The 22,389-nt window shown below is 41.0% G+C and carries 19 protein-coding genes; all 19 read left to right on the top strand.

Annotation, left to right across the window (positions count from 1 at the left end):
• Nucleotides 1-386: 386 nt before the first annotated feature.
• The 19 genes from pyrH (at nucleotide 387) to pnp (ending at nucleotide 22,282) form a co-directional block, all read left to right on the top strand.
• On the top strand, nucleotides 387-1,112 hold the full coding sequence (gene pyrH, locus HCK02_RS09355; protein ID WP_167629853.1) for a UMP kinase: 726 nt from the start codon (nucleotides 387-389) through the stop codon (nucleotides 1,110-1,112).
• 4 nt (nucleotides 1,113-1,116) lie between these two features.
• The gene (frr, locus tag HCK02_RS09350) at nucleotides 1,117-1,674 is read left to right on the top strand and encodes a ribosome recycling factor (RefSeq protein ID WP_167629852.1); all 558 of its coding nucleotides are present in this window, start codon (nucleotides 1,117-1,119) and stop codon (nucleotides 1,672-1,674) included.
• 198 nt (nucleotides 1,675-1,872) lie between these two features.
• A complete protein-coding gene (gene uppS, locus HCK02_RS09345) occupies nucleotides 1,873-2,631 on the top strand; it encodes an undecaprenyl pyrophosphate synthase (protein WP_167629851.1) in 759 nt (252 codons plus the stop codon).
• A gap of 12 nt (nucleotides 2,632-2,643) precedes the next feature.
• Nucleotides 2,644-3,432, top strand: coding sequence for a phosphatidate cytidylyltransferase (locus HCK02_RS09340; RefSeq protein WP_167629850.1), 789 nt, complete (start codon nucleotides 2,644-2,646; stop codon nucleotides 3,430-3,432).
• A gap of 13 nt (nucleotides 3,433-3,445) precedes the next feature.
• Nucleotides 3,446-4,594, top strand: coding sequence for a 1-deoxy-D-xylulose-5-phosphate reductoisomerase (gene dxr, locus HCK02_RS09335; protein WP_167629849.1), 1,149 nt, complete (start codon nucleotides 3,446-3,448; stop codon nucleotides 4,592-4,594).
• 13 nt (nucleotides 4,595-4,607) lie between these two features.
• Nucleotides 4,608-5,870 carry an RIP metalloprotease RseP gene (gene rseP / locus HCK02_RS09330; RefSeq protein WP_167629848.1) on the top strand — a complete coding sequence of 421 codons (1,263 nt, stop codon included), beginning with the start codon at nucleotides 4,608-4,610 and terminating at the stop codon, nucleotides 5,868-5,870.
• Between the two features lie 41 nt (nucleotides 5,871-5,911).
• Nucleotides 5,912-7,618 (top strand): proline--tRNA ligase, encoded by a 1,707-nt coding sequence (locus HCK02_RS09325; protein WP_167629847.1) that lies wholly within the window; start codon nucleotides 5,912-5,914, stop codon nucleotides 7,616-7,618.
• A 94-nt stretch (nucleotides 7,619-7,712) separates the two neighbouring features.
• Nucleotides 7,713-12,050, top strand: a complete 4,338-nt coding sequence (locus HCK02_RS09320; RefSeq protein ID WP_167629846.1) for a PolC-type DNA polymerase III — start codon at nucleotides 7,713-7,715, stop codon at nucleotides 12,048-12,050.
• Between the two features lie 173 nt (nucleotides 12,051-12,223).
• Complete coding sequence (rimP, locus tag HCK02_RS09315; RefSeq protein WP_115752621.1) at nucleotides 12,224-12,691, top strand: ribosome maturation factor RimP; 468 nt, start codon at nucleotides 12,224-12,226, stop codon at nucleotides 12,689-12,691.
• Nucleotides 12,692-12,717: 26 nt separating this feature from the next.
• Nucleotides 12,718-13,842 (top strand): transcription termination factor NusA, encoded by a 1,125-nt coding sequence (gene nusA, locus HCK02_RS09310; protein ID WP_167629845.1) that lies wholly within the window; start codon nucleotides 12,718-12,720, stop codon nucleotides 13,840-13,842.
• 15 nt (nucleotides 13,843-13,857) lie between these two features.
• Entirely contained in the window at nucleotides 13,858-14,142 is a 285-nt protein-coding gene (rnpM, locus tag HCK02_RS09305; protein ID WP_167629844.1) for an RNase P modulator RnpM, read from the top strand.
• Complete coding sequence (locus HCK02_RS09300; RefSeq protein ID WP_115752618.1) at nucleotides 14,135-14,434, top strand: YlxQ family RNA-binding protein; 300 nt, start codon at nucleotides 14,135-14,137, stop codon at nucleotides 14,432-14,434. The genes rnpM and HCK02_RS09300 overlap by 8 nt, the downstream gene beginning before the upstream one ends.
• 22 nt (nucleotides 14,435-14,456) lie before the next feature.
• Nucleotides 14,457-16,817 (top strand): translation initiation factor IF-2, encoded by a 2,361-nt coding sequence (gene infB, locus HCK02_RS09295; RefSeq protein ID WP_167629843.1) that lies wholly within the window; start codon nucleotides 14,457-14,459, stop codon nucleotides 16,815-16,817.
• Nucleotides 16,814-17,095, top strand: coding sequence for a DUF503 domain-containing protein (locus tag HCK02_RS09290; RefSeq protein ID WP_122865589.1), 282 nt, complete (start codon nucleotides 16,814-16,816; stop codon nucleotides 17,093-17,095). The genes infB and HCK02_RS09290 overlap by 4 nt, the downstream gene beginning before the upstream one ends.
• Nucleotides 17,096-17,106: 11 nt before the next feature.
• The gene (gene rbfA / locus HCK02_RS09285) at nucleotides 17,107-17,451 is read left to right on the top strand and encodes a 30S ribosome-binding factor RbfA (RefSeq protein WP_167629842.1); all 345 of its coding nucleotides are present in this window, start codon (nucleotides 17,107-17,109) and stop codon (nucleotides 17,449-17,451) included.
• A 78-nt stretch (nucleotides 17,452-17,529) separates the two neighbouring features.
• Nucleotides 17,530-18,444 (top strand): tRNA pseudouridine(55) synthase TruB, encoded by a 915-nt coding sequence (truB, locus tag HCK02_RS09280; RefSeq protein ID WP_167629841.1) that lies wholly within the window; start codon nucleotides 17,530-17,532, stop codon nucleotides 18,442-18,444.
• 51 nt (nucleotides 18,445-18,495) lie between these two features.
• A complete protein-coding gene (locus HCK02_RS09275) occupies nucleotides 18,496-19,434 on the top strand; it encodes a bifunctional riboflavin kinase/FAD synthetase (RefSeq protein ID WP_167629840.1) in 939 nt (312 codons plus the stop codon).
• 157 nt (nucleotides 19,435-19,591) lie between these two features.
• Complete coding sequence (gene rpsO, locus HCK02_RS09270; RefSeq protein ID WP_036072602.1) at nucleotides 19,592-19,861, top strand: 30S ribosomal protein S15; 270 nt, start codon at nucleotides 19,592-19,594, stop codon at nucleotides 19,859-19,861.
• Nucleotides 19,862-20,077: 216 nt separating this feature from the next.
• Nucleotides 20,078-22,282, top strand: coding sequence for a polyribonucleotide nucleotidyltransferase (pnp, locus tag HCK02_RS09265; RefSeq protein ID WP_167629839.1), 2,205 nt, complete (start codon nucleotides 20,078-20,080; stop codon nucleotides 22,280-22,282).
• Nucleotides 22,283-22,389: the final 107 nt, after the last annotated feature.

The following is a 22,389-nucleotide window of genomic DNA, read 5'->3' as shown; positions in this document are numbered from 1 at the left end:
GTTATGAGCCAAGTTAAAAAAGATAACAAAAAATTTTGATTTTTAATAATTTGTGAAACCCGCTATTCGTTTGGAATAGCGGGTTTCGTTTTTTAGATGTATTCTATGCTATACAAAATATATTCTATCGGAGTTGTCTAGCATGAAAAAAAGCAAAGCATCAATTTCACGAGAAAAATGGGTTTGAAGTTTATGGAAAAAGTGAAAAAGATGGGCAAGGAAAGGATTATCCTATTCTGCATTTGAAATTGTCCAGTTAGTAAAAGAGAACTTTTTTGGCTTTTTCATAGAAAATACTTTTGTAATTGATCGTTTTTTAGTAAAATGGATACTGGTGGATAAAAAACTCTTTTATCATGAACTAGAATAAAGGTGTGGAGGTCATTATGGATACCCCAAAATATAAACGTGTCGTTTTAAAATTAAGTGGTGAAGCGCTTGCGGGTACGGACGGTTTTGGAATTAGTCCGAATATCGTAAACGCAATTTCCAAGCAAGTAAAAGAAGTAGTTGAATTAGGCGTAGAAGTAGCAGTTGTTGTCGGTGGCGGCAATATCTGGCGCGGACGTCTTGGAAGTGAAATGGGGATGGACCGGGCAGCTGCTGATTATATGGGCATGCTTGCAACGGTGATGAACTCGCTTTCGCTTCAAGACTCATTAGAAAATATTGGCGTGGCAACGCGTGTGCAAACCTCAATCGATATGCGTCAAATTGCAGAGCCTTACATTAGACGGAAAGCTATACGTCATCTTGAAAAAGGACGTGTAGTGATTTTTGCAGGGGGAACAGGAAACCCGTATTTTTCTACAGATACAACAGCGGCGCTTCGTGCAGCTGAAATTGAAGCTGATGTCATTTTGATGGCTAAAAACAATGTGGATGGCGTATATAGTGCTGACCCACGTGTTGATAATACAGCGAAAAAATATGATGAACTTTCCTATTTGGATGTCATTAAAGAAGGCTTGCAAGTGATGGATTCTACAGCATCTTCACTAAGTATGGATAACGATATTCCGCTGATCGTATTTTCGTTTGCGGAAACTGAAAACAACATTAAACGTGTCGTTCTTGGCGAAAAAATCGGAACAACCGTAAGGGGGAAATAAATCAATGAGTAAAGAAGTTTTACAAAATTCACAGGAAAAAATGGAAAAATCTGAGCAAGCTTTATCCCGCGCGTTAGGACAAATTCGTGCTGGACGTGCAAATGCTTCAATTTTGGATCGTGTCCAAGTGGAATATTATGGTGCGCCAACTCCGCTTAATCAAATTGCGGGGATCAGCATTCCAGAAGCTAGAATGCTTCTTATCACACCTTTTGATAAAAATGCGCTTGAAGATATTGAAAAAGCAATTTTGAAATCAGATCTTGGCTTAACGCCAAATAACGATGGCTCAGTGCTTCGTCTTACAATTCCGCAATTAACGGAAGAACGTCGCCGTGAACTTGCGAAAGAAGTGAAAAAAGAAGCGGAAGAAGCAAAAGTTGCGGTTCGTAATGTGCGCCGCGATGCCAATGATGAACTTAAGAAGCTTGAAAAAGCTGGCGAAATCACAGAAGATGACTTGCGTACTTACGGAGAAGATGTTCAAAAACTAACGGATGCAAGCATTCAAAAAATTGATGAAATCGCTAAAGCTAAAGAAGCGGAAATCATGGAAGTTTAATTAATGACACGAAAAAGCATTCCTTTTCTTCTACTTTAGGAAGGGGAGGGATGCTTTTCTTTTGTATCCTAACTAAACCGCTTTTCTCATGGAAATCTCATGAATCACATGCAAATTTTAGTACATTAATTGGGCGTTTTTTGGTATTATAGGTATAGACATGCGCAGAACAGTGGCATTTCTATTGGAGGATTTAAAATGTTTAAAAAGCTCTTTCGACAAAATGAAAATTTTATAGATGGTGAATTATCACCCGAACTTCCACTTCCAAAGCACGTTGCAATTATCATGGACGGCAATGGAAGATGGGCTAAGAAACGGTTTTTACCTCGCATTGCTGGTCATAAAGAAGGCATGAATGTCGTCAAGAAGATCACAAGTTATGCGAATGAAATGGGCATTGAAGTTTTGACATTGTATGCTTTTTCAACAGAGAACTGGAAGCGTCCAACTGACGAAGTGGATTTCTTAATGAAATTACCTGTTGAGTTTTTCGATACATTTGTCCCAGAACTCATCCAAGAAAACGTCAAAGTCAATGTTATGGGATATCGGGATAATTTGCCATTACACACGCTTCGTGCTGTAGAGAAGGCGATTGAAGATACCAAACATTGCACGGGTCTTGTGCTTAATTTTGCTTTAAATTACGGGTCGCGTGCTGAGATTGTAACGGCAATGAAAGAAGCTATCCGCGAACTAGAAAAAAGTGGGAAGAAAGCAGAAGAAATCACAGAAGCTGACATTGAAAAACATTTAATGACAAATGGGTTAGGTGATCCTGATTTATTGATTCGTACAAGTGGGGAGCTACGGCTTAGCAATTTTATGCTTTGGCAGTTGGCTTACAGTGAGTTTTACTTTACAGATGTTCACTGGCCTGACTTTACAGAAGAAGACTTTTTAGAAGCGATGATTGACTATCAAAATCGATCACGTAGATTTGGCGGGCTTTAGGGAGGAAAAAAGGTGAAGACAAGAATTATTACGGCCATTGTGGCTCTTATTATTTTTATCCCCTTCGTTGTTGTTGGCGGGGTACCATTTGAACTGATTAGCATTCTACTCGCATCGATTGCCGTGTATGAGATTCTCACGATGACAAAGCAATCACTATTTTCGGTGAACGGTATTGTCACCATGCTTTTAACTTGGCTCGTTGTTGTGCCGGAAAATTATTTAACTTGGTTAGACCATTTCGGATTATCAATGATTGAGCTGATCTTTATCGGGATTGCAATCTTGCTTTCTTATACCGTTTTTTCAAAAAACAAATTTCACTTTGATCAAGCGGGAATTGCTGTTCTTTCTTCTTTTTATGTGGGAATCGGATTTCATTACCTGGCGCTCACGCGTGATGCAGGACTTTACTATGTTTTATTTGCGCTCCTCATCGTTTGGTCAACGGATACGGGCGCTTATTTCATTGGTCGTCAGTTTGGTAAGCACAAACTCGCGCCACATGTTAGCCCAAATAAGACAGTAGAAGGCTTCATCGGAGGCATTGTTTCGGCTCTTATAATTGCAGGTGGCTTTTTCTACTTTATGGGTTTAAGCGGGAACATCGGTCTTGTCTTACTTGCTTTGATTGTGCTTTCGATCTTCGGACAGCTTGGCGATTTAGTTGAGTCTGCGCTAAAACGTTTTTATGATGTGAAAGATTCTGGAAAGATTTTACCGGGGCATGGCGGGATTTTAGACCGCTTTGATAGTCTACTATTTGTTTTACCGCTGTTACATATACTGCAAATCATTTAATGGAGATGAAGCCATGAAGAAAATTAATTTGTTAGGTGCAACGGGTTCGATTGGAACCCAAACTCTGGAAATTGCAAGAGAGCATCCAGAACTTTTTGAGATTACTGCGCTATCCTTTGGCCGAAATGTGGAGCTAGGACGTAAAATCATTCAAGAGTTCAAGCCAAAAGCTGTATCCGTTCAAAACAAACGAGATGTGGAAAAGCTAAAACTCGAGTTTCCTGATATTCGTTTTTATTCGGGAATGGAAGGACTTCGTGCGATCGCTTCTTTCTCTGAAGGGGATATTTTGCTGAGTGCTGTGATTGGGAGTGTGGGTCTTTTGCCGACGCTCGACGCGATTGAAGCTGGTAAGCAAATTGCGATCGCGAATAAGGAAACCCTTGTGACGGCTGGGCACTTAGTTATGGAAGCTGCTCGAAAAAAAGGTGTGGATCTTTTGCCGGTTGATAGTGAACATTCGGCTGTTTTTCAAGCATTAAATGGTGAAAAACGCGAAAATGTTTCGAAACTGATTATTACAGCTAGCGGCGGAAGTTTTCGTGATAAAACGTGTCAAGAACTGAAACACGTGACGGTAAAAGAAGCGCTAAACCACCCGAACTGGAACATGGGGAATAAACTCACAATTGATTCGGCGACGATGTTCAATAAAGGTCTTGAAGTCATTGAAGCGCACTGGCTTTACGATATGGATTATGACGATATCGATGTTGTTATCCATAGGGAAAGCATCGTCCATTCACTGGTTGAATACATCGATGGAAGCATGATTGCCCAACTCGGGGCACCAGACATGCGTATTCCGATTCAATATGCACTTACTTTCCCAGACCGGTCAAGCATTCAATTTAGCGAGCCTTTCAGTTTAGCTAAAATTGGAACGCTTCATTTTGAAGACGTCGACTATGATCGATTTAGGGCATTGAAATTAGCGTACAACGCTGGTAAAATAGGTGGAACGATGCCGACCGTTTTAAATGCTGCCAACGAAATTGCGGTTGCTGGCTTTTTAAATGGGCAGGTTGATTTTAACAATATTGAAGCAGTGGTTGAAAACGCCATGAATCATCACATGCAAACTGTGATTCAAGCACCATCACTGGATACGATTTTGCAAGTCGATCAAGAAACAAGGGCATACGTAAAAACACTTTTATAGAGGTGAAATTAATTTGACAACGATTATTGCATTTATTTTCGTCTTTGGACTCATCGTTTTCTTTCACGAATTAGGGCACTTTTTGCTTGCAAAACGTTCTGGGATTTTGGTGCGTGATTTTTCGATCGGTTTTGGACCGAAAATTTTTGCTTACAAAAAGAAGGAAACACAATATACGATTCGTTTGCTACCGATCGGTGGTTATGTTCGGATGGCGGGCGAAGACGGTGAAGAATTAGACTTAAAACCGGGGTACCGAGTAGGGCTCGAGTTATCAAAAGATGAAACTGTAACGAAAATCATCGTTAACGGAAAAGATCAATATGTGAACGCCCAACCGTTTGAAGTTTCAAAAGCAGATCTTGAAAAAGAGCTGTTTATTGAAGGCTTTGAAGACTATGATGAATCGAAAAAAATTCGCTATCAAGTTGCGCGTGACGCTGTTGTTGTGGATGGGAAAATTGAGACACAAGTCGTTCCTTATGATCGGACTTTCGGTGCTAAGTCACTAGGAAAACGAGCAGCAACTATTTTTGCGGGACCGCTTTTTAACTTCATTTTAGCTATTTTGATTTTCACAGCACTCGCTTTTATCCAAGGCGGGGTTGCTTCAACGGAAAACACGCTTGGAAATGTTGTAAAAGATAGCCCAGCTGCTGAGGCTGGCCTTCATGAAGGCGACAAGGTTCTCTCGATTTCAGGAACAAAAACCAATTCTTGGGCTGAAATTGTTGGGAAAGTCTCAGAAAATCCAGATAAGAAGTTAACGTTCAAAATTGAACGGGATGGTAAAACGCAAGAGGTAAAAGTAACACCTGAAAAACAAAAAGTTCAAGGCGAAGCCGTTGGGAAAATTGGAGTTGAAAATCCAATTAAGGATTCGTTCGGAGCTAAGATTAGTTACGGTTTCACAAATACTTGGAACTGGATTCACCAAATCTTTGATGTGCTCGGGAAGATGATCACGGGTGGCTTCTCACTAGATATGCTGAATGGACCAGTTGGAATTTATACGAGTACGGAACAAGTTGTTAGTTACGGCTTCCTTACACTATTAAACTGGACGGCTGTTTTAAGCATCAATTTAGGAATTGTAAACTTATTACCGCTTCCTGCACTAGACGGAGGACGTTTGCTGTTCTTCCTTTATGAGCTTATCCGCAGAAAACCAGTAGATCCAAAAAAAGAAGGAATCATTCATTTTGTTGGCTTTGCTTTATTAATGGTCTTAATGATCCTTGTAACATGGAACGATATTCAGCGGGCCTTTTTCTAGACGTCACCTGCTAGGAATAATTTAAAAGGGGAGTGTGTTTTATGCGTCAAACAATGACTTTTATTCCAACATTAAAAGAAACGCCTGCTGATGCCGAGGTAAGAAGTCATCAATTGCTTCTTCGAGCAGGATTTATTCGGCAAACTGCAAGTGGGATTTATAGTTACTTACCACTTGCAAGTCTTACTTTACAAAAAATCGAGCAAATCATTCGTGAAGAATTTAACCGCGCGGGTGCTTCTGAACTTCTTCTTCCAGCTCTTCAACCTGCTGAACTTTGGCAGGAGTCGGGCAGATGGAATGATTATGGACCAGAATTAATGCGTCTTAAAGATCGCAATAGTCGTGATTTCGTACTTGGACCCACGCATGAAGAAGTGATTACGGACCTAGTTCGTGATGAACTCAAATCATATAAGCGCCTTCCGATCACGCTTTATCAAATTCAAACTAAATTCCGTGATGAAAAACGACCTCGCTTTGGGCTACTTCGTGGTCGGGAATTTATCATGAGTGATGCTTATTCATTCCATGCGAATGAAGAAAGTTTGGATGAAACCTATCAAAAAATGTATCAAGCGTATTGCAATATTTTAACTCGCTGTGGTTTGGATTTCCGTGCAGTGATTGCAGATTCTGGTGCCATTGGTGGGAAAGAATCTCGCGAATTTATGGTGCTATCTGAAATTGGGGAAGATACGATTGCTTATAGCGATTCGTCTGATTATGCAGCAAACACGGAAATGGCACCTGTCCTTTATAATGGCAAGAAGTCGCTAGAGCAAGAAGCCGAATTAGAAAAAATTGCGACACCTGAATTACGGACAATTGAGGATCTTGTTACCAATTTAGATATTCCAATTGAAAAAACAGTGAAATCAATGCTGTTTGATGTGGATGGCGATATTATCATGGTACTGGTTCGTGGCGACCATGAAGTCAATGATATTAAAATCAAAAATGCGTTGGAAGCAAAATCAGTTGAACTTGCTGATCCAGAAGTAGCGGTTAAACTTCTTGGCGCAAATTTTGGTTCGCTTGGACCGATTGAAGCACCTGAGGATATTCGGATTTATGCAGATCACGCCGTGCAAGATGTTGTGAATGCTGTAGTGGGCGCCAATGAAGATGGGTACCATTTTATCAATGTCAATCCAGAACGCGACTTTACGGTGCAAAGTTATTTTGATTTGCGCATGATTCAAGAAGGGGATTTATCTCCTGATGGACAAGGTGTCATTAAGTTTGCAGAAGGTATTGAAGTGGGCCATATCTTTAAACTTGGAACCAAATACTCAGAGGCGATGAAGGCGACTTTTCTTGATGAAAATGGGCGCGCGAATCCACTTATTATGGGATGTTACGGTGTCGGAGTTTCTCGTCTTTTTACGGCTATTGCGGAACAGTGCAATGACGAAGCAGGGCTTGTGTTTGAAAAAGGAATTGCACCATTCGATATTCATTTGATTCCAGTAAATATGAAAGATGATGCACAGCGTGAGTTTGGAGATACGCTTTATGAATCGCTGCAAGCTGCAGGCTATAGTGTACTACTAGATGACCGCTCAGAACGAGCTGGGGTGAAATTTGCGGATGCTGATTTGATTGGACTTCCAATTCGGATTACCGTTGGGAAAAAAGCGGCTGAAGGAATTGTTGAAGTGAAAATCCGCAAAACTGGCGAAATGATTGAAGTTCGCGAAGAGGAATTGTTAAATACCTTGCCAATTCTTTTTGGCGAAAAATGATTTTTCATGTACAATAGAGATAGATTAAAAAGTACCTTTGCATTTTGTGGAAGGTACTTTTTACAGCTTTTTAGCTGAAAGGAGTGACACCCAATTGAGTGCTTCAGAAGAAGAAAAAAAGGAGCGATTTCAACTTCTTTTAGAACAAATCGGATTAAAGGAAGACAAAACATTTGAAGATTTCACGCGGGATACCAAAATTGAAAAGTTGATTGCGGATAAAAGAAATAAAACGTGGCAGTTTCATTTAGAGACACCGCAGATTTTTCCCGCAGATTTTTATACATTACTGGATACGGGCATGAAACGTGCGTTTAACGAGATTGCGAATACGGAACTTGCTATTCACGCCAAAGAAGCGCGCCTCGATGAAACGTTGATTCAAGATTATTGGAATATCCTTGTTTCGCCGATTTTAGCGACATCGCCTTTGATCGGGCAAGTTTTAATGGAACAAAAGCCAAAGTTTAAGGAACCTCATTTTTTGGAGTTAAATTTGCACAACGAAATGGAAAAGACAAAATTTGAGCAAAGTTTTGCTGCAGAAATTCTTGAAAACTATGCAAACTGCGGGTTCCCGCGTCTTGCTTTTCGAACTGCTGTGCTTACGCAGGAAAATACGGAAGCTTACGAAGCCTTTAAAAAGGCGAAGGAAGAGGAAGATGCTCAGAAGGCTAAGGCTGCGGTTCAAGTCATGCAAAAGCGTCAGTTAGAAGCGGAAAACGGGACTTCACAAGCTCCAGCTGAACTTACGGGTCCGTTCCAACTGGGCTATAAAATTAAGGATGGCGACGAAGTGAAGCATCTCGGCGATATTTATGACGAGGAGCGCCGAATTACTGTTCAGGGCTATGTTTTTGCGACGGAAATTCGTGAACTGAGAAGCGGGCGGAGTTTGCTTCAATTTAAAATCACTGACTATACGAGCTCGATGATCATCAAGATGTTTTCTCGTGATAAAGATGACGCAGCCATGTTCCAGAATTTGAAAAAGGGCATGTGGGTGAAAGTGCGTGGAAGTGTCCAAAATGACACTTTTGTGCGTGATTTAATTATGATGGCACAAGATGTGAATGAAATTGCACCGCGAAAACGGCTTGACGGGGCAGAAGAAAAACGTGTGGAACTTCATCTGCACTCGAACATGAGCCAAATGGATGCAACGAATTCGATTACAGATCTTGCTAAGCAAGCTGCGGATTGGGGACATAAAGCGATTGCGTTAACGGATCACTCGGTTGTGCAGTCGTTTCCGGAAGCTTATGCGGCGGGACAAAAATTTGGCATCAAGATTCTTTACGGTGTAGAAGCAAATTTGATTGATGATGGGGTTCCGATTGCCTATAACGACAAACATATTGATTTAAAAGATGCGACTTATGTTGTTTTTGACGTGGAAACTACGGGGCTTTCTGCTGTTTATGATACGATTATTGAACTTGCGGGAATTAAAATGCAAGATGGCGAGATTGTTGATAAATTTGAAGCTTTTATTGATCCGGGGCATCCGCTTTCGGCTACCACAATCAACTTAACAGGGATTACAGATGACATGGTAAAAGGCTCTGATCCAATTGATGTTGTCTTGAAAAATTTCCGTGAATGGTGCGGAGATGCAATCCTTGTTGCCCACAACGCTTCTTTTGATATGGGCTTTATCAATACGGCTTACCGAAAGATTGGCATGCAAGATGCACCTAACGCGGTCATTGATACGCTCGAACTAGCTCGCTTTCTTTATCCGCATTTTAAGAATCACCGCTTGAATACACTGACGAAAAAGTTCAATATTATATTGGAACAGCATCACCGCGCGATTTTTGATGCGGAGGCCACTGCCTATTTGGCTTGGAAACTCATCAAAGATGCAAAAGAAATGCATGAGATCATGAACCATGATGAGTTCAATCAGTTCATGGGAGAAGGGGATGCCTATAAACGCGCGCGTCCATTCCATGCAACGATTTATGCCAAAACGGCAGAAGGTTTGAAGAACTTGTTCAAACTGATTTCCATGTCGAACATTGACTATTTCTATCGCGTGCCACGGATTCCGCGTTCGAAGCTTAAGAAACTGCGTGAAGGACTTATTATTGGAACGGCTTGTAGTCAGGGAGAACTTTTTGAAGCAATGATGCAAAAAGGAATGGCGGAAGCAGAAAAAGTAGCAGGGTTTTATGATTTTATCGAGATACAGCCAAAACCTGTTTATGCGCCACTGATTGAACGTGAAATGATACGTGATGAAAAAGCTTTGGAAGAGATTTTGAAAAACATCGTAAAAGTGGGCGAAAAAACTGGAAAACCTGTTGTAGCAACGGGAAATGTCCATTATAAGGACCCGCAAGATAAAATCTATCGAAAAATCTTGATTCATTCGATGGGAGGCGCGAATCCACTGAATCGTCAAGAACTTCCAGATGTGCACTTCCGCTCAACGGAAGAGATGCTTAAGGAATTTAGTTTCCTTGGCGCGGAAAAAGCAGAAGAAGTTGTTGTGACGAATTCGAACTTAGTTGCGGACTGGATGGATGAGTTGAAGCCAATTAAAGATGAGCTTTATACGCCAAAAATTGAAGGTGCCGAAGATGAAATTCGCAATATGAGTTATAAGATGGCACATGATTTATACGGCGAAACGCTTCCTGAAATCGTGGAAGCACGGCTTGAAAAAGAACTTAAGAGTATTATCGGTCATGGATTTGCCGTTATCTATTTGATTTCACATAAATTGGTTGAAAAATCACTGAATGATGGCTATTTGGTTGGTTCCCGGGGATCGGTTGGTTCTTCATTTGTAGCGACGATGACGGAAATTACTGAGGTGAATCCACTTCCGCCACACTATCTTTGCCCGAACTGTAAGCATTCTGAGTTCTTTCATGATGGGTCGGTTGGTTCTGGCTTTGACCTTCCTGATAAAACGTGTCCGGAATGTGGAACGGCTTACCGGAAGGAAGGGCAAGATATTCCGTTTGAAACTTTCCTAGGGTTTAAAGGAGATAAGGTTCCCGATATTGACCTTAACTTCTCTGGGGATTATCAACCTGTTGCCCATGCTTATACGAAAGAAATATTTGGGGAAGATTACGTTTATCGTGCCGGAACGATCGGTACAGTCGCTGAAAAAACCGCCTTTGGATTTGTGCGCGGTTACGAGCGAGATATGAACATGAATATTCGCGGTGCCGAGGTGGACCGGCTTGTTGCAGGCTGTACGGGAGTAAAACGTACGACAGGGCAGCATCCGGGCGGTATCATCGTTATTCCAGATTATATGGATGTCTATGATTTTACGCCTGTTCAATTTCCTGCGGATGCGACGGATTCGGAATGGAAAACGACTCATTTTGATTTCCACTCCATCCACGATAATGTGCTGAAACTCGATATTCTTGGGCACGATGATCCAACGGCTATCCGGATGCTTCAGGATTTAAGCGGAATTGATCCAAAAACCATTCCAACTGATGATCCAGAAGTGATGAAACTATTTGGTTCAACGGAATCGCTTGGCGTTACGCCAGAGGACATTGATTCGAAGACGGGGACACTGGGGATTCCTGAGTTTGGGACACGCTTCGTTCGACAAATGCTTGAACAAACGAAACCAACCACGTTTTCCGAACTTGTTCAGATCTCTGGACTTTCGCACGGGACTGACGTTTGGCTCGGAAACGCGGAAGAATTAATTAAAAATAAAATTTGTGAGCTTCCTGATGTAATTGGTTGTCGGGATGACATCATGGTTTTCTTGATCTATCAAGGTCTTGAAAGTTCGCTTGCTTTCCGAATTATGGAATCAGTACGGAAAGGAAAAGGCTTAACAGACGAAATGGAAGAAGCCATGATCGCAAACAATGTGCCGAACTGGTATATTGATTCTTGTAAAAAAATCAAATATATGTTCCCGAAAGCCCATGCGGCTGCTTATGTTTTAATGGCAGTTCGGATTGCTTACTTTAAAGTGCATCATCCACTTTATTTCTATGCAACTTATTTCTCCGTTCGTGCAGATGATTTTGATTTAACATCAATGGTGAACGGACGTGAAGCGGTTAAAGCCGTCATGAAAGAAATTAATGATAAAGGGCTTGAAGCCTCGACGAAAGAAAAGAATTTGCTCACGGTGCTTGAGATCGCAAACGAAATGCTTGCGAGAGGGTATAAATTCCAAAAAGTTGATTTATATAAATCGAAGGCAGATGAGTTTATCATTGAAGGCGATACGCTGATTCCACCGTTTAATGCAATTCCAAGTCTTGGAACAAACGTTGCGAAACAAATTGTTACGGCTCGTGCGGACGGTGAATTCTTATCAAAGGAAGACTTGCAACAACGTGGGAAAGTCTCTAAAACTATCATTCAATATATGGATGAGCAAGGCTGTTTGGAAGGACTTCCCGATCAAAATCAGTTGTCGCTGTTTTAAAAAAGGCCCACAAATTGGGGGCTTGTTTGCGAAATCACGCAGGCTATGGTATACTATGTAATGAAATACAACGATAACTCAGCTAAGAGTGGGCATTTGCCCACTCTTTCGTTTTGCGATTGTTTGGAAGAACATTCGCACCGGTAGCAGAGCATATCTCTAAGGAGGCTGAAATGAGTAAGGTTTTGGACCAAGTAGAGGAGCTTGTCAAGCCGATTACTGATGAGTTAGGCTTTGAACTTGTCGATTTAGCGTTTGAAAAAGAAGGAAAAAATTGGTTTTTACGTATTTTTATTGATAAAGATGGTGGAATTGATATTGATGAATGCGCAATTGTCAGTGAAAAAGTAAGTGAAAAATTAGATGAGTCTGATCCAATCAGTCAAAACTATTTTCTAGAAGTTTCTTCTCCTGGCGCTGAACGTCCTCTAAAAAAAGAAGCAGATTTTGAAAACGCAGTGGGAAGCTATGTGCATATTACATCTTATGAGCCAATTGATGATCGTAAAATGTGGGAAGGCACGCTTATGTCTTATGATGGAAATGAATTAATTATTGAAATCAAAGATAAAACGCGAAAAATCACATGTGTAATCCCGAAAGACAAGGTTGCGAAAGCACGCCTTGCCATTGAATTTTAAAAAATTAAATAAGGAGTGAATGAGTAATGAGCACAGAATTATTAGATGCTCTTCATGTTTTAGAACATGATAAAGGAATTTCTCGAGATGTAATCGTCGAAGCAATTGAAGCAGCGCTTGTTTCTGCTTATAAACGAAATTTTAACCAAGCACAAAATGTACGTGTGGAATTGAATCTTGAAAATGGATCTATTCGCGTATTTGCAAGAAAAGATGTGGTGGATCAAGTATTCGATTCACGTCTTGAAATTTCGCTTGAAGAAGCGCATGAATTAAACCCCGTGTATAAAGTAGGGGATGTTGTGGAATTAGAAGTTACCCCGAAAGATTTTGGGCGTATTGCTGCACAAACTGCTAAACAAGTTGTCACACAACGAGTGCGTGAAGCAGAGCGAGGCATTATTTACGATGAGTTCATTGACCGCGAAGATGATATCATGACAGGGATCGTAGAACGACAAGATTCCCGTTTCATCTATGTGAACCTTGGTAAAATTGAAGCGATTCTTTCGCAAAATGAACAAATGCCAAATGAGACTTATCGCCCGCATGACCGGATCAAAGTTTATTTGACTAAAGTAGAAAAGACAACGAAAGGTCCGCAAATTTTTGTTTCAAGAACACACCCAGGATTATTAAAACGTCTATTTGAAATGGAAGTTCCTGAAATTTATGAAGGAATTGTGGAAATCAAATCGGTCGCTCGGGAAGCAGGAGATCGTTCTAAAATTTCGGTTTACACTGCAGATCCAGAAGTGGATGCTGTTGGAGCTTGTGTTGGACCTAAAGGAGCTCGTGTACAAGCGATTGTGAATGAGTTGAAAGGCGAAAAAATTGATATTGTAGAATGGTCAGATGATCCATTTACATTTGTTGCAAACGCACTTAGCCCTTCTAAAGTGCTTGATGTGATTGTGAATGAAGAAGAACAAGCGACAACCGTTGTCGTGCCAGATTATCAACTTTCTCTTGCAATCGGGAAGCGTGGTCAAAACGCTCGTCTTGCTGCGAAGTTAACTGGCTGGAAAATTGATATTAAAAGCGAGAGCGTTGCCCGCGAAATGGGTATTTATCCGCGTGAAGAAACACCTGTTCAAGAAACAGAAGAAACGATTGTAGAAGAAAATAACGTTTCGGAAGATGAAGAATAAAGGAGAAAAGCAGACATGCGGAACAAAAAAATTCCACTTAGAAAGTGTATTGTAACTGGTGAAAGACTCCCTAAACAAGAACTTTTGCGCATTGCGTATTCAAAAGATGGGGAACTCACGATTGATCCAACAGGAAAAGCACCAGGACGTGGCTTTTATATTAAGAAGGATTTAGATGTGGCGAAACGTACGAAAGAAAAAAATACGTTATCCCACCAATTAAAAATGAAAGAGCAAGAAGGGTTTTATGACGAGTTAATTGCGTATGTAGAATCCCTCGAGGATAAGAATCATGGATGAAAAATTTCTCCAACTCCTCGGCCTTGCGAATCGTGCAAAGAAAATAACAACCGGAGAAGAATTAGTTTTAAAAGCAGTTCGCAGCGGAAAGGCATCACTTGTTGTTTTAGCAGATGATGTTTCAAGCGGGACAGAAAAAAAGGTCCGAAATAAATGTGAATACTACGACGTCCCCTTGCAAAAAAAATTTACAAGAGAAGAACTAGGAGGGGCGATCGGCAAAGAAACGCGTGCAGTCATTGGTATTCTCGACAAAGGATTTGCCAAAAAACTAAATGAACTCCTCGGTTGATTACCTAGTGGAGGTGTACGGCATGAGTAAAATTCGTGTATATGAGTATGCAAAAAAACAACAAGTTTCGAGTAAAGAAGTTATTGAAAAGTTACACAGCTTAGGTGTAGAAGTTTCAAACCATATGTCGACGATTAATGATAATGCCTTAAGACAACTCGATCAAGCTTTTTCAAGCGAACAAGAGAAACCGGCTGTTCAAAAAAATGAAAAAGTCCAAAATAAACCGAATAGCAAGGAGTCTAATAAACTGAATTCAAATAATAACCAAAAACCAAAAGAAAATAAACCGCAGCGTCCAGCTGCACAAAATAACAACAAGCCACGTCAAAATGAACAAAAAACCAGTCAAGGAGAGCAAGCAAAACGTACGGATAAGCCCGCAAATACGAACAAAAACAAACCACAATCTAGCGCAAATTCGGGCAACCGGAACACAAATGCTTCTCCTGGACGAAATCAAAATCAAGGAAACCGCTTTGGCGGAAACAATAACCAAAATCGTGGCGGCAAAGGCGGAACTCACGGTGGATTTAACCAAAATCGTGGTGGTAAAGGCAAGAAAAAAGGGAAACAAAATCATCAAGCACAACCGGCAACTCCGCCAAAACCAAAACCACTTCCAGAAAAAATCACGTTTACAGAGTCTTTGACAGTCGCAGAACTTGCGAAAAAATTGTATCGTGAACCTTCTGAAATCATCAAAAAACTGTTCTTATTAGGCGTTGTTGCAACGATTAACCAAGAACTCGACAAAGATGCCATTGAATTAATTTGTGCAGAATATGGTGTGGAAGTAGAAGAAGAAATTAAAGTAGATGTGACGGATCTCGATGTTTACTTTGAAAACGCAGCGGAAGAAGATGCGGGACATCTTGAAGAACGTCCGCCAGTTGTTACAATCATGGGGCACGTTGACCACGGGAAAACAACTCTTCTTGATTCACTAAGAAACACGAAAGTAACACTTGGTGAAGCAGGTGGGATCACTCAGCATATTGGTGCGTATCAATTAGATGTTCGTGGTAAGAAAATTACGTTCCTTGATACACCTGGACACGCAGCCTTTACTGCAATGCGTGCACGTGGTGCGCAAATCACAGATATCACGATTCTTGTTGTGGCTGCTGATGATGGCGTGATGCCACAAACGATTGAAGCGATTAACCATGCAAAAGCTGCTAAAATGCCGATTATTGTGGCTGTCAATAAAATTGATAAACCACAAGCGAACCCGGAACGTGTCATGCAAGAGTTGACGGAATATGAACTTATCCCAGAAGATTGGGGCGGAGATACGATCTTTGTACCAATTTCTGCTAAATTTGGCGAAGGATTAGACAATTTACTCGATATGATTCTTCTTGTGTCTGAAGTAGAAGAACTAAAAGCAAATCCTGAACGTCGTGCGCTTGGTACGGTAGTGGAAGCAGAACTCGATAAAGGTCGCGGCTCTGTTGCTACACTCCTTGTTCAAGATGGAACGCTACATGTTGGAGATCCGATTGTTGTTGGGAATACCTTTGGTCGTGTTCGTGCGATGGTCAATGATCTGGGACGTCGGGTGAAACAAGTTGGTCCAAGTACACCGGTTGAAATTACAGGGCTAAATGATGTACCGCAAGCGGGTGATCGTTTTGTTGTCTTTGAAGACGAAAAAACAGCTCGTTCAGTTGGGGAATCACGTGCCACAAAAGCAGTGCAAGAACAACGTACAGCAACAAATCGAGTTAGCTTAGATAACTTGTTTGAACACATGAAAGCTGGCGAAATGAAGGCAGTCAATGTCATTATCAAAGCAGACGTACAAGGCTCGGTTGAGGCGCTTGCAGCTTCACTTCGTAAAATTGAAGTTGAAGGTGTCAATGTCAATATCATTCATACAGCAGTTGGTGCGATTAATGAATCAGATATTACGCTTGCTGCGGCATCAAATGCAATCATCATTGGTTTTAACGTTCGACCTACTACGCAAGCTCGAGAAGCTTCTGAAAATGAAGGCGTTGATATTCGTTTACACCGCGTCATCTATAAAGCGATCGAAGAAATTGAAGCGGCGATGAAAGGAATGCTTGATCCGGAATATGAAGAAAAAATTATCGGACAAGCGCAAGTTCGTCAAACCTTTAATGTGTCGAAAATCGGAACAATTGCCGGGTGTTATGTAACGGACGGAAAAATCACACGTGATAGTGGCGTGCGCTTGATTCGTGACGGTATTGTTGTGTTTGAAGGAAAACTTTCCTCACTTAAACGCTTCAAAGATGATGCTAAAGAAGTAGCAAAAGGCTATGAATGTGGGATCACAATTGAAAACTTTAATGATATTAAAGAAGATGATGTGATTGAAGCCTTCGTAATGGAAGAAATCGAACGCGCATGATTATTCGAGCAGTCGCGGTTGAATGGATCATTCATGACGCGATGAATTTGAAAGAAAAACGAAGTGTGTTAAAGCGTATTTTAACGCGTACACGCCAAAAATATAATGTTTCCATTGCGGAAACAGCTTTTAAAGAAAAGTGGCAGCGAACAGAAGTTAGTTTTGCTGTGGTTTCGGATACACGCGTCCAGTGTGAAAAAGAAACGGAACAAGTCCTTTCGTTTCTTGATTCTTTCCCGGAATGGGAGAGAATCAAGACGGAAGCAGACTGGGTATAGAGGTGAACAAAATGAGTGTTAGAGCAAATCGGGTTGCTGAGCAAATGAAAAAAGAACTAGGCGATATTTTAAACCGAAAAATTAAAGATCCACGTCTAGGCTTTATTACCGTAACGGATGTTGATGTTACTGGTGATTTGCAGCAAGCAACAATTTTTATTTCGATTCTAGGAAATGAAAAAGAGCGTGAAGATTCTTTGCTTGCCTTAGAAAAGGCACATGGCTTTATTCGTTCTGAAATTGGGAACCGTATGAGTTTGCGTAAAGTTCCTGAGCTTTTGTTTGAAGTAGATAGCTCACTTGAGTACGGCAATAAAATTGATGAGTTACTTCGGGACTTAAATAAAGACAGTTAAAATTAAAAAGCCGAGACAAAACGATTATTCCGTTTCCGTTTCGGCTTTTTTTGAGTGAAAAGGAGTGGAGCAAAAAACATGGACGGCATCATTGCACTATATAAAGAGCGCGGTTTAACCAGCCATGATTGTGTTTTTAAGCTTCGAAAGATTTTAAAAACCAAAAAAGTCGGACATACAGGTACACTTGATCCTGAAGTGGCTGGGGTTTTACCGATTTGTGTGGGACGAGCAACGAAACTCGCGGAGTATTTAACAGATGAAGGAAAAGAATACCACGCGGAAATCACGCTTGGAAGAAGCACAACGACAGAAGACCAGACGGGGGATACAGTGGCAGAAAAAGAGATTTCTGAACCAATCTCTGCGCAGGAAATCGCGAAAGTCTTAGATGAATTGACAGGCGAAATCACTCAAATTCCTCCTATGTATTCAGCTGTTAAAGTGGCTGGGAAAAAACTTTATGAGTATGCTCGCGTGGGAGAAAGCGTTGAACGGCCAAAGCGCCAAGTCCAGATTGATGAGCTACAGCGCTTAGATAGCCATGAAATCACGCAAACAAGTCCAAGTTTTGCATTAAGAATTCGCTGCGGGAAAGGGACGTATATTCGAACGCTTGCTGTGATGATTGGTGAAAAACTAGGATACCCTGCCCATATGTCGGCTTTGCGGCGCTCTAAAAGTGGCTTTTTTGAGGAAGCTGATTGTCTGACTCTTGCAGAAATTGAAGAAAAGATGCAAGCGGACGATTTAAGCTTTTTGAAGCCACTGGAACTAGGGGTTCAAAGTTTTCCTCAAGTAATGCTCACAGAAGCGTTGCATAAACGTGTTTTAAATGGAGCTTTACTAACGGAGCAGGAACTTTTTACAGAGGAAATTGTGCCTTCTTCACCTGTTGCTCTGCTGTTTGATGGGAAATTAACAGCGCTTTATCAAATGCATCCAAGTAGATCAGGGGTTTGGAAGCCGGAAAAAGTGATCGAGCTTGCATAACTCTCTTTTTGAAATCGAAAAATAGAAATTTAAAACAGAGGAGATATTGTCATGGAAACTTGTTTTTTGCATCATCCAGATGTTATGGTAGAAAATCACGATCCCAAAACGATCGCTCTTGGGTTCTTCGATGGGGTTCACAAAGGACATCAAGCGGTCATCAAAAAAGCCAAGCAAATTGCGGATGAAAATGGGGAGAAAAGTGCTGTACTTACCTTTGACCCACATCCGTCTGTTGTGCTCAGTCAGACAAGAAAAGCTGTCCATTATTTAACACCACTTGATGAAAAGTTAGAAAAAATAGAACAGCTTGGGATTGATATCGTATATGTAGTTCGTTTCACGGCAGCATTTGCTGACTTATCTCCTGAGCAATTTGTGGAAGACTATTTGGTTAAGTTAAATGCGCGTCATGTGGTGGCTGGCTTTGATTATTCTTATGGCAAAAAAGGGGCAGGGAAGATGGAAGAGATGGCTTCTTATGCGAAGGGCCGTTTTGATGTTACGATCGTGAATAAGCAGGAAGCTTTTGAAGAAAAGATCAGTTCGACGAAGATCCGCTCAGCGATTGAAGATGGTGATTTGGATACTGCTAATGACCTTTTGGGCTATCCGTATAAAGTGAAGGGAACGGTCATTCACGGAGATAAACGTGGCCGGACGCTTGGATTCCCAACTGCGAACATGCAAATTGATGAAGATTATTTGATTCCAAAACTTGGAATTTATGCGGTTCGATTCATTATCGGCGGGAAAAGCTATGCAGGGATGGCGAGTATTGGCTATAATGTGACGTTTAAAACTGATCAGGAACGCTCAATTGAAGTGTTCATTTTAGACTTTGATCGTGAAATTTACGGGGAACAAGCTGAAATCGAATGGTTCCATTTCTTCCGACCAGAAATGAAATTTAGCGGCGTAGAAGGTCTTGTGGAACAACTCAAGCAAGATGAAGCGAATACGCGCGCTTATTTTGCCCAATCAATTTAGCCTGCAAAAACGGCCACGAGAAGTAAATTTTTACTTGCTTTTCTTGGTAGAATAGTGTATCTTTAACTCTGTACGACAAGAACCTTTACTTGGCAGTGACGAGTCACCAACGTTTTGCTCAGTAATAGGGGATTTAGAAATGAAGGAGGTGGAGTTAATGGCATTAACTCAAGAAGCAAAAAACAAGATTATTGCTGAATATCGTGTCCATGACACAGATACAGGTTCTCCAGAGGTGCAAATTGCTGTACTAACTGCAGAAATCAATAATTTAAATGATCACGTTCGTGTACACAAGAAAGACCACCATTCTTATAGAGGTTTGATGAAAATGGTTGGTCACCGTCGTAACCTGCTTACTTATCTTCGTAAAAAAGATGTGCAACGTTACCGCGAACTTATCAAACGTTTAGGTTTACGTCGTTAAAAACGAGACCGAAAAAAGCGGGATTCTTATGGGTTCCCGCTTTTTTTAAAGAGTAAAAAGGAGAGCGTTTGAAGCTTTATCGCATGAATCCAAAAACGTGGTAAAATGGGTTTTTATCAGGTTTTTGGATTCATGCGTGCCTTTTAAACGAGGTGTGCATGAAAGAATTGATGCATGGTAAAGTTCTGCGCTCCGAAGAAAAGGAGAAGTGAAAATATGTCTGAAAAACAAGTCTTTACGACTGAACTTGCCGGTAAGACACTTGCCGTAGAAGTGGGGCAACTTGCAAAACAAGCGAGTGGTGCTGCACTAGTTCGTTTTGGCGATACAGCTGTTTTAACGGCTACTGTAGGTTCTAAAAAACCAAGACCAGGTGATTTTTTTCCGTTAACTGTTAATTATGAAGAAAAAATGTATTCCGTCGGGAAAGTGCCAGGGGGATTTTTAAAGCGTGAAGGACGTCCAAGTGATCGTGCAACACTTACAGCTCGTTTGATCGACCGTCCAATTCGTCCGCTTTTTGCTGAGGGATTCCGGAATGAAGTGCAAATCACTTCCACTGTTTTTAGTGTTGAGCAAGACTGCTCGCCAGAAATGGCTGCCATGCTTGGTTCTTCGATTTCTCTTTGCATCTCGGATATTCCATTTGATGGACCGATTGCAGGCGTGGAAGTAGGACGCATAAACGGTGAATATATCATCAACCCGACGATCGAACAAGCGGAGCAAAGTGATATTTCCTTAACAGTTGCTGGAACATATGATGCGATCAATATGGTTGAAGCAGGAGCAAAAGAAGTTTCTGAAGAAGCGATGCTTGAAGCTATCATGTTTGGCCATGAAGAAATTAAACGTCTTTGCAAGTTCCAAGAAGAAATTATTCAAGCAGTAGGAAAAGAAAAACGCGAAATCGAACTTTTCGTCACTGACCCTGAACTGGAAAAAGAAGTGAAAGTTGTCAGCGAAGCGAAAATGAAACAAGCGATTCAAACAGAAGAGAAAAAAGCGCGTGAAGCGGCGATTGAAGCTGTCAAAGAAGAAATTCTTGAAAGCTACAAAGAAAAAGAACTTGAAGATGAAGAAGAGATTCTTGCTGAAGTGGCGCATATTCTTGAGATGATTGAAAAAGATGAAATGCGTCGTTTAATTTCGCAAGAAAAAATCCGCCCAGATGGACGTAAAGTAGACGAAATTCGTCCCTTGTCTTCTGAAGTGGGCTTGTTACCTCGCGTTCACGGATCGGGTCTTTTCACTCGTGGACAAACACAAGCTCTAAGTATTTGTACGTTAGCACCACTACGCGAACATCAAATTATTGATGGACTTGGCGCAGAGGAATATAAACGCTTCATGCATCACTATAATTTCCCACAATTTAGTGTTGGAGAAACTGGACCTCGTCGTGGCCCCGGGCGTCGTGAAATTGGGCACGGAGCACTTGGCGAACGTGCTTTACAATACATTATTCCAAGTGAAGAAGAATTTCCATACACAATCCGTCTTGTTTCAGAAGTATTAGAATCGAATGGTTCTAGCTCGCAAGCAAGTATTTGTGGATCAACGCTCGCGCTAATGGATGCTGGTGTTCCAATTAAAGCTCCTGTAGCGGGTATCGCAATGGGTCTTGTGAAATTGGGAGATGACTACACGATTTTATCGGATATCCAAGGAATGGAAGATCACTTTGGTGATATGGACTTTAAAGTAGCTGGAACGAGCGAAGGAATTACGGCTCTTCAAATGGATATTAAAATTGATGGACTTAGCCGTCAAATTCTTGAAGAAGCTCTTACGCAAGCTAAAGCAGGTCGCCTGCATATTTTGGATCATTTGCTATCCACAATCAGTGCACCGCGCGATCATCTATCAAAATATGCGCCTAAGATCGTTTCGATGACGATTAAAGAAGATAAAATTAAAGATGTTATCGGACCTGGTGGGAAGCAAATTAATCAAATCATTGATGAAACTGGCGTTAAGATCGATATCGAACAAGATGGAACAGTTTATGTAGCTTCACAAGATGAAGAAATGAATAAAAAAGCAATGGCAATCATTGAAGACATCGTACGCGAAGCTAAAGTAGGCGAAATCTACACTGGCAAAGTTCGTCGTATTGAAAAATTCGGAGCTTTCGTTGAACTATTTAAAGGAACTGATGGTTTAGTCCATATCTCTGAACTAGCACATGAACGAGTTGGAAAAGTAGAAGATATCCTTAAACTTGGCGATGAAGTAACAGTCAAAGTTATTGAAATTGATAACCAAGGTCGAATTAACTTATCTCGCAAAGCTTTGCTTGAAAAACCAGCAGGCTTAGACGAAAAGAAACCGCAAGATAAAGAGCACAAGAAACATTTTGGTAGCGGTGAGCGCAATCGCAAACCAAGAACGCATCACAAAGAAGAGCATAAAAATTAAAAAAAGATTGTCCCAACTTTTGGGACAATCCAGACTGTCGAAAAACGCCCATCCCTCCATGAGAAAGAAGAGGGATGGGCGTTTTTTTCTATAAAAATGGAAAAAGA

The sequence above is a fragment of the Listeria valentina genome (genome assembly GCF_011800755.1).
Taxonomy (GTDB): Bacteria; Bacillota; Bacilli; order Lactobacillales; family Listeriaceae; genus Listeria; species Listeria valentina.
Note: the sequence above shows the minus strand (reverse complement) of the source record. Positions and strands in the feature narration are given on the sequence as shown.

Bases quoted from the DNA above. Each gene is read 5' to 3' on its own strand.
- HCK02_RS09290 (WP_122865589.1), top strand. From the start codon at position 16,814: ATGATTATTCGAGCAGTCGCGGTTGAATGGATCATTCATGACGCGATG.
- HCK02_RS09275 (WP_167629840.1), top strand. From the start codon at position 18,496: ATGGAAACTTGTTTTTTGCATCATCCAGATGTTATGGTAGAAAATCAC.
- pyrH (WP_167629853.1), top strand. From the start codon at position 387: ATGGATACCCCAAAATATAAACGTGTCGTTTTAAAATTAAGTGGTGAA.
- rbfA (WP_167629842.1), top strand. From the start codon at position 17,107: ATGAGTGTTAGAGCAAATCGGGTTGCTGAGCAAATGAAAAAAGAACTA.
- frr (WP_167629852.1), top strand. From the start codon at position 1,117: ATGAGTAAAGAAGTTTTACAAAATTCACAGGAAAAAATGGAAAAATCT.
- HCK02_RS09300 (WP_115752618.1), top strand. From the start codon at position 14,135: ATGGATGAAAAATTTCTCCAACTCCTCGGCCTTGCGAATCGTGCAAAG.
- HCK02_RS09325 (WP_167629847.1), top strand. From the start codon at position 5,912: ATGCGTCAAACAATGACTTTTATTCCAACATTAAAAGAAACGCCTGCT.
- rnpM (WP_167629844.1), top strand. From the start codon at position 13,858: ATGCGGAACAAAAAAATTCCACTTAGAAAGTGTATTGTAACTGGTGAA.
- uppS (WP_167629851.1), top strand. From the start codon at position 1,873: ATGTTTAAAAAGCTCTTTCGACAAAATGAAAATTTTATAGATGGTGAA.
- infB (WP_167629843.1), top strand. From the start codon at position 14,457: ATGAGTAAAATTCGTGTATATGAGTATGCAAAAAAACAACAAGTTTCG.
- nusA (WP_167629845.1), top strand. From the start codon at position 12,718: ATGAGCACAGAATTATTAGATGCTCTTCATGTTTTAGAACATGATAAA.
- dxr (WP_167629849.1), top strand. From the start codon at position 3,446: ATGAAGAAAATTAATTTGTTAGGTGCAACGGGTTCGATTGGAACCCAA.
- rpsO (WP_036072602.1), top strand. From the start codon at position 19,592: ATGGCATTAACTCAAGAAGCAAAAAACAAGATTATTGCTGAATATCGT.
- rimP (WP_115752621.1), top strand. From the start codon at position 12,224: ATGAGTAAGGTTTTGGACCAAGTAGAGGAGCTTGTCAAGCCGATTACT.
- truB (WP_167629841.1), top strand. From the start codon at position 17,530: ATGGACGGCATCATTGCACTATATAAAGAGCGCGGTTTAACCAGCCAT.
- pnp (WP_167629839.1), top strand. From the start codon at position 20,078: ATGTCTGAAAAACAAGTCTTTACGACTGAACTTGCCGGTAAGACACTT.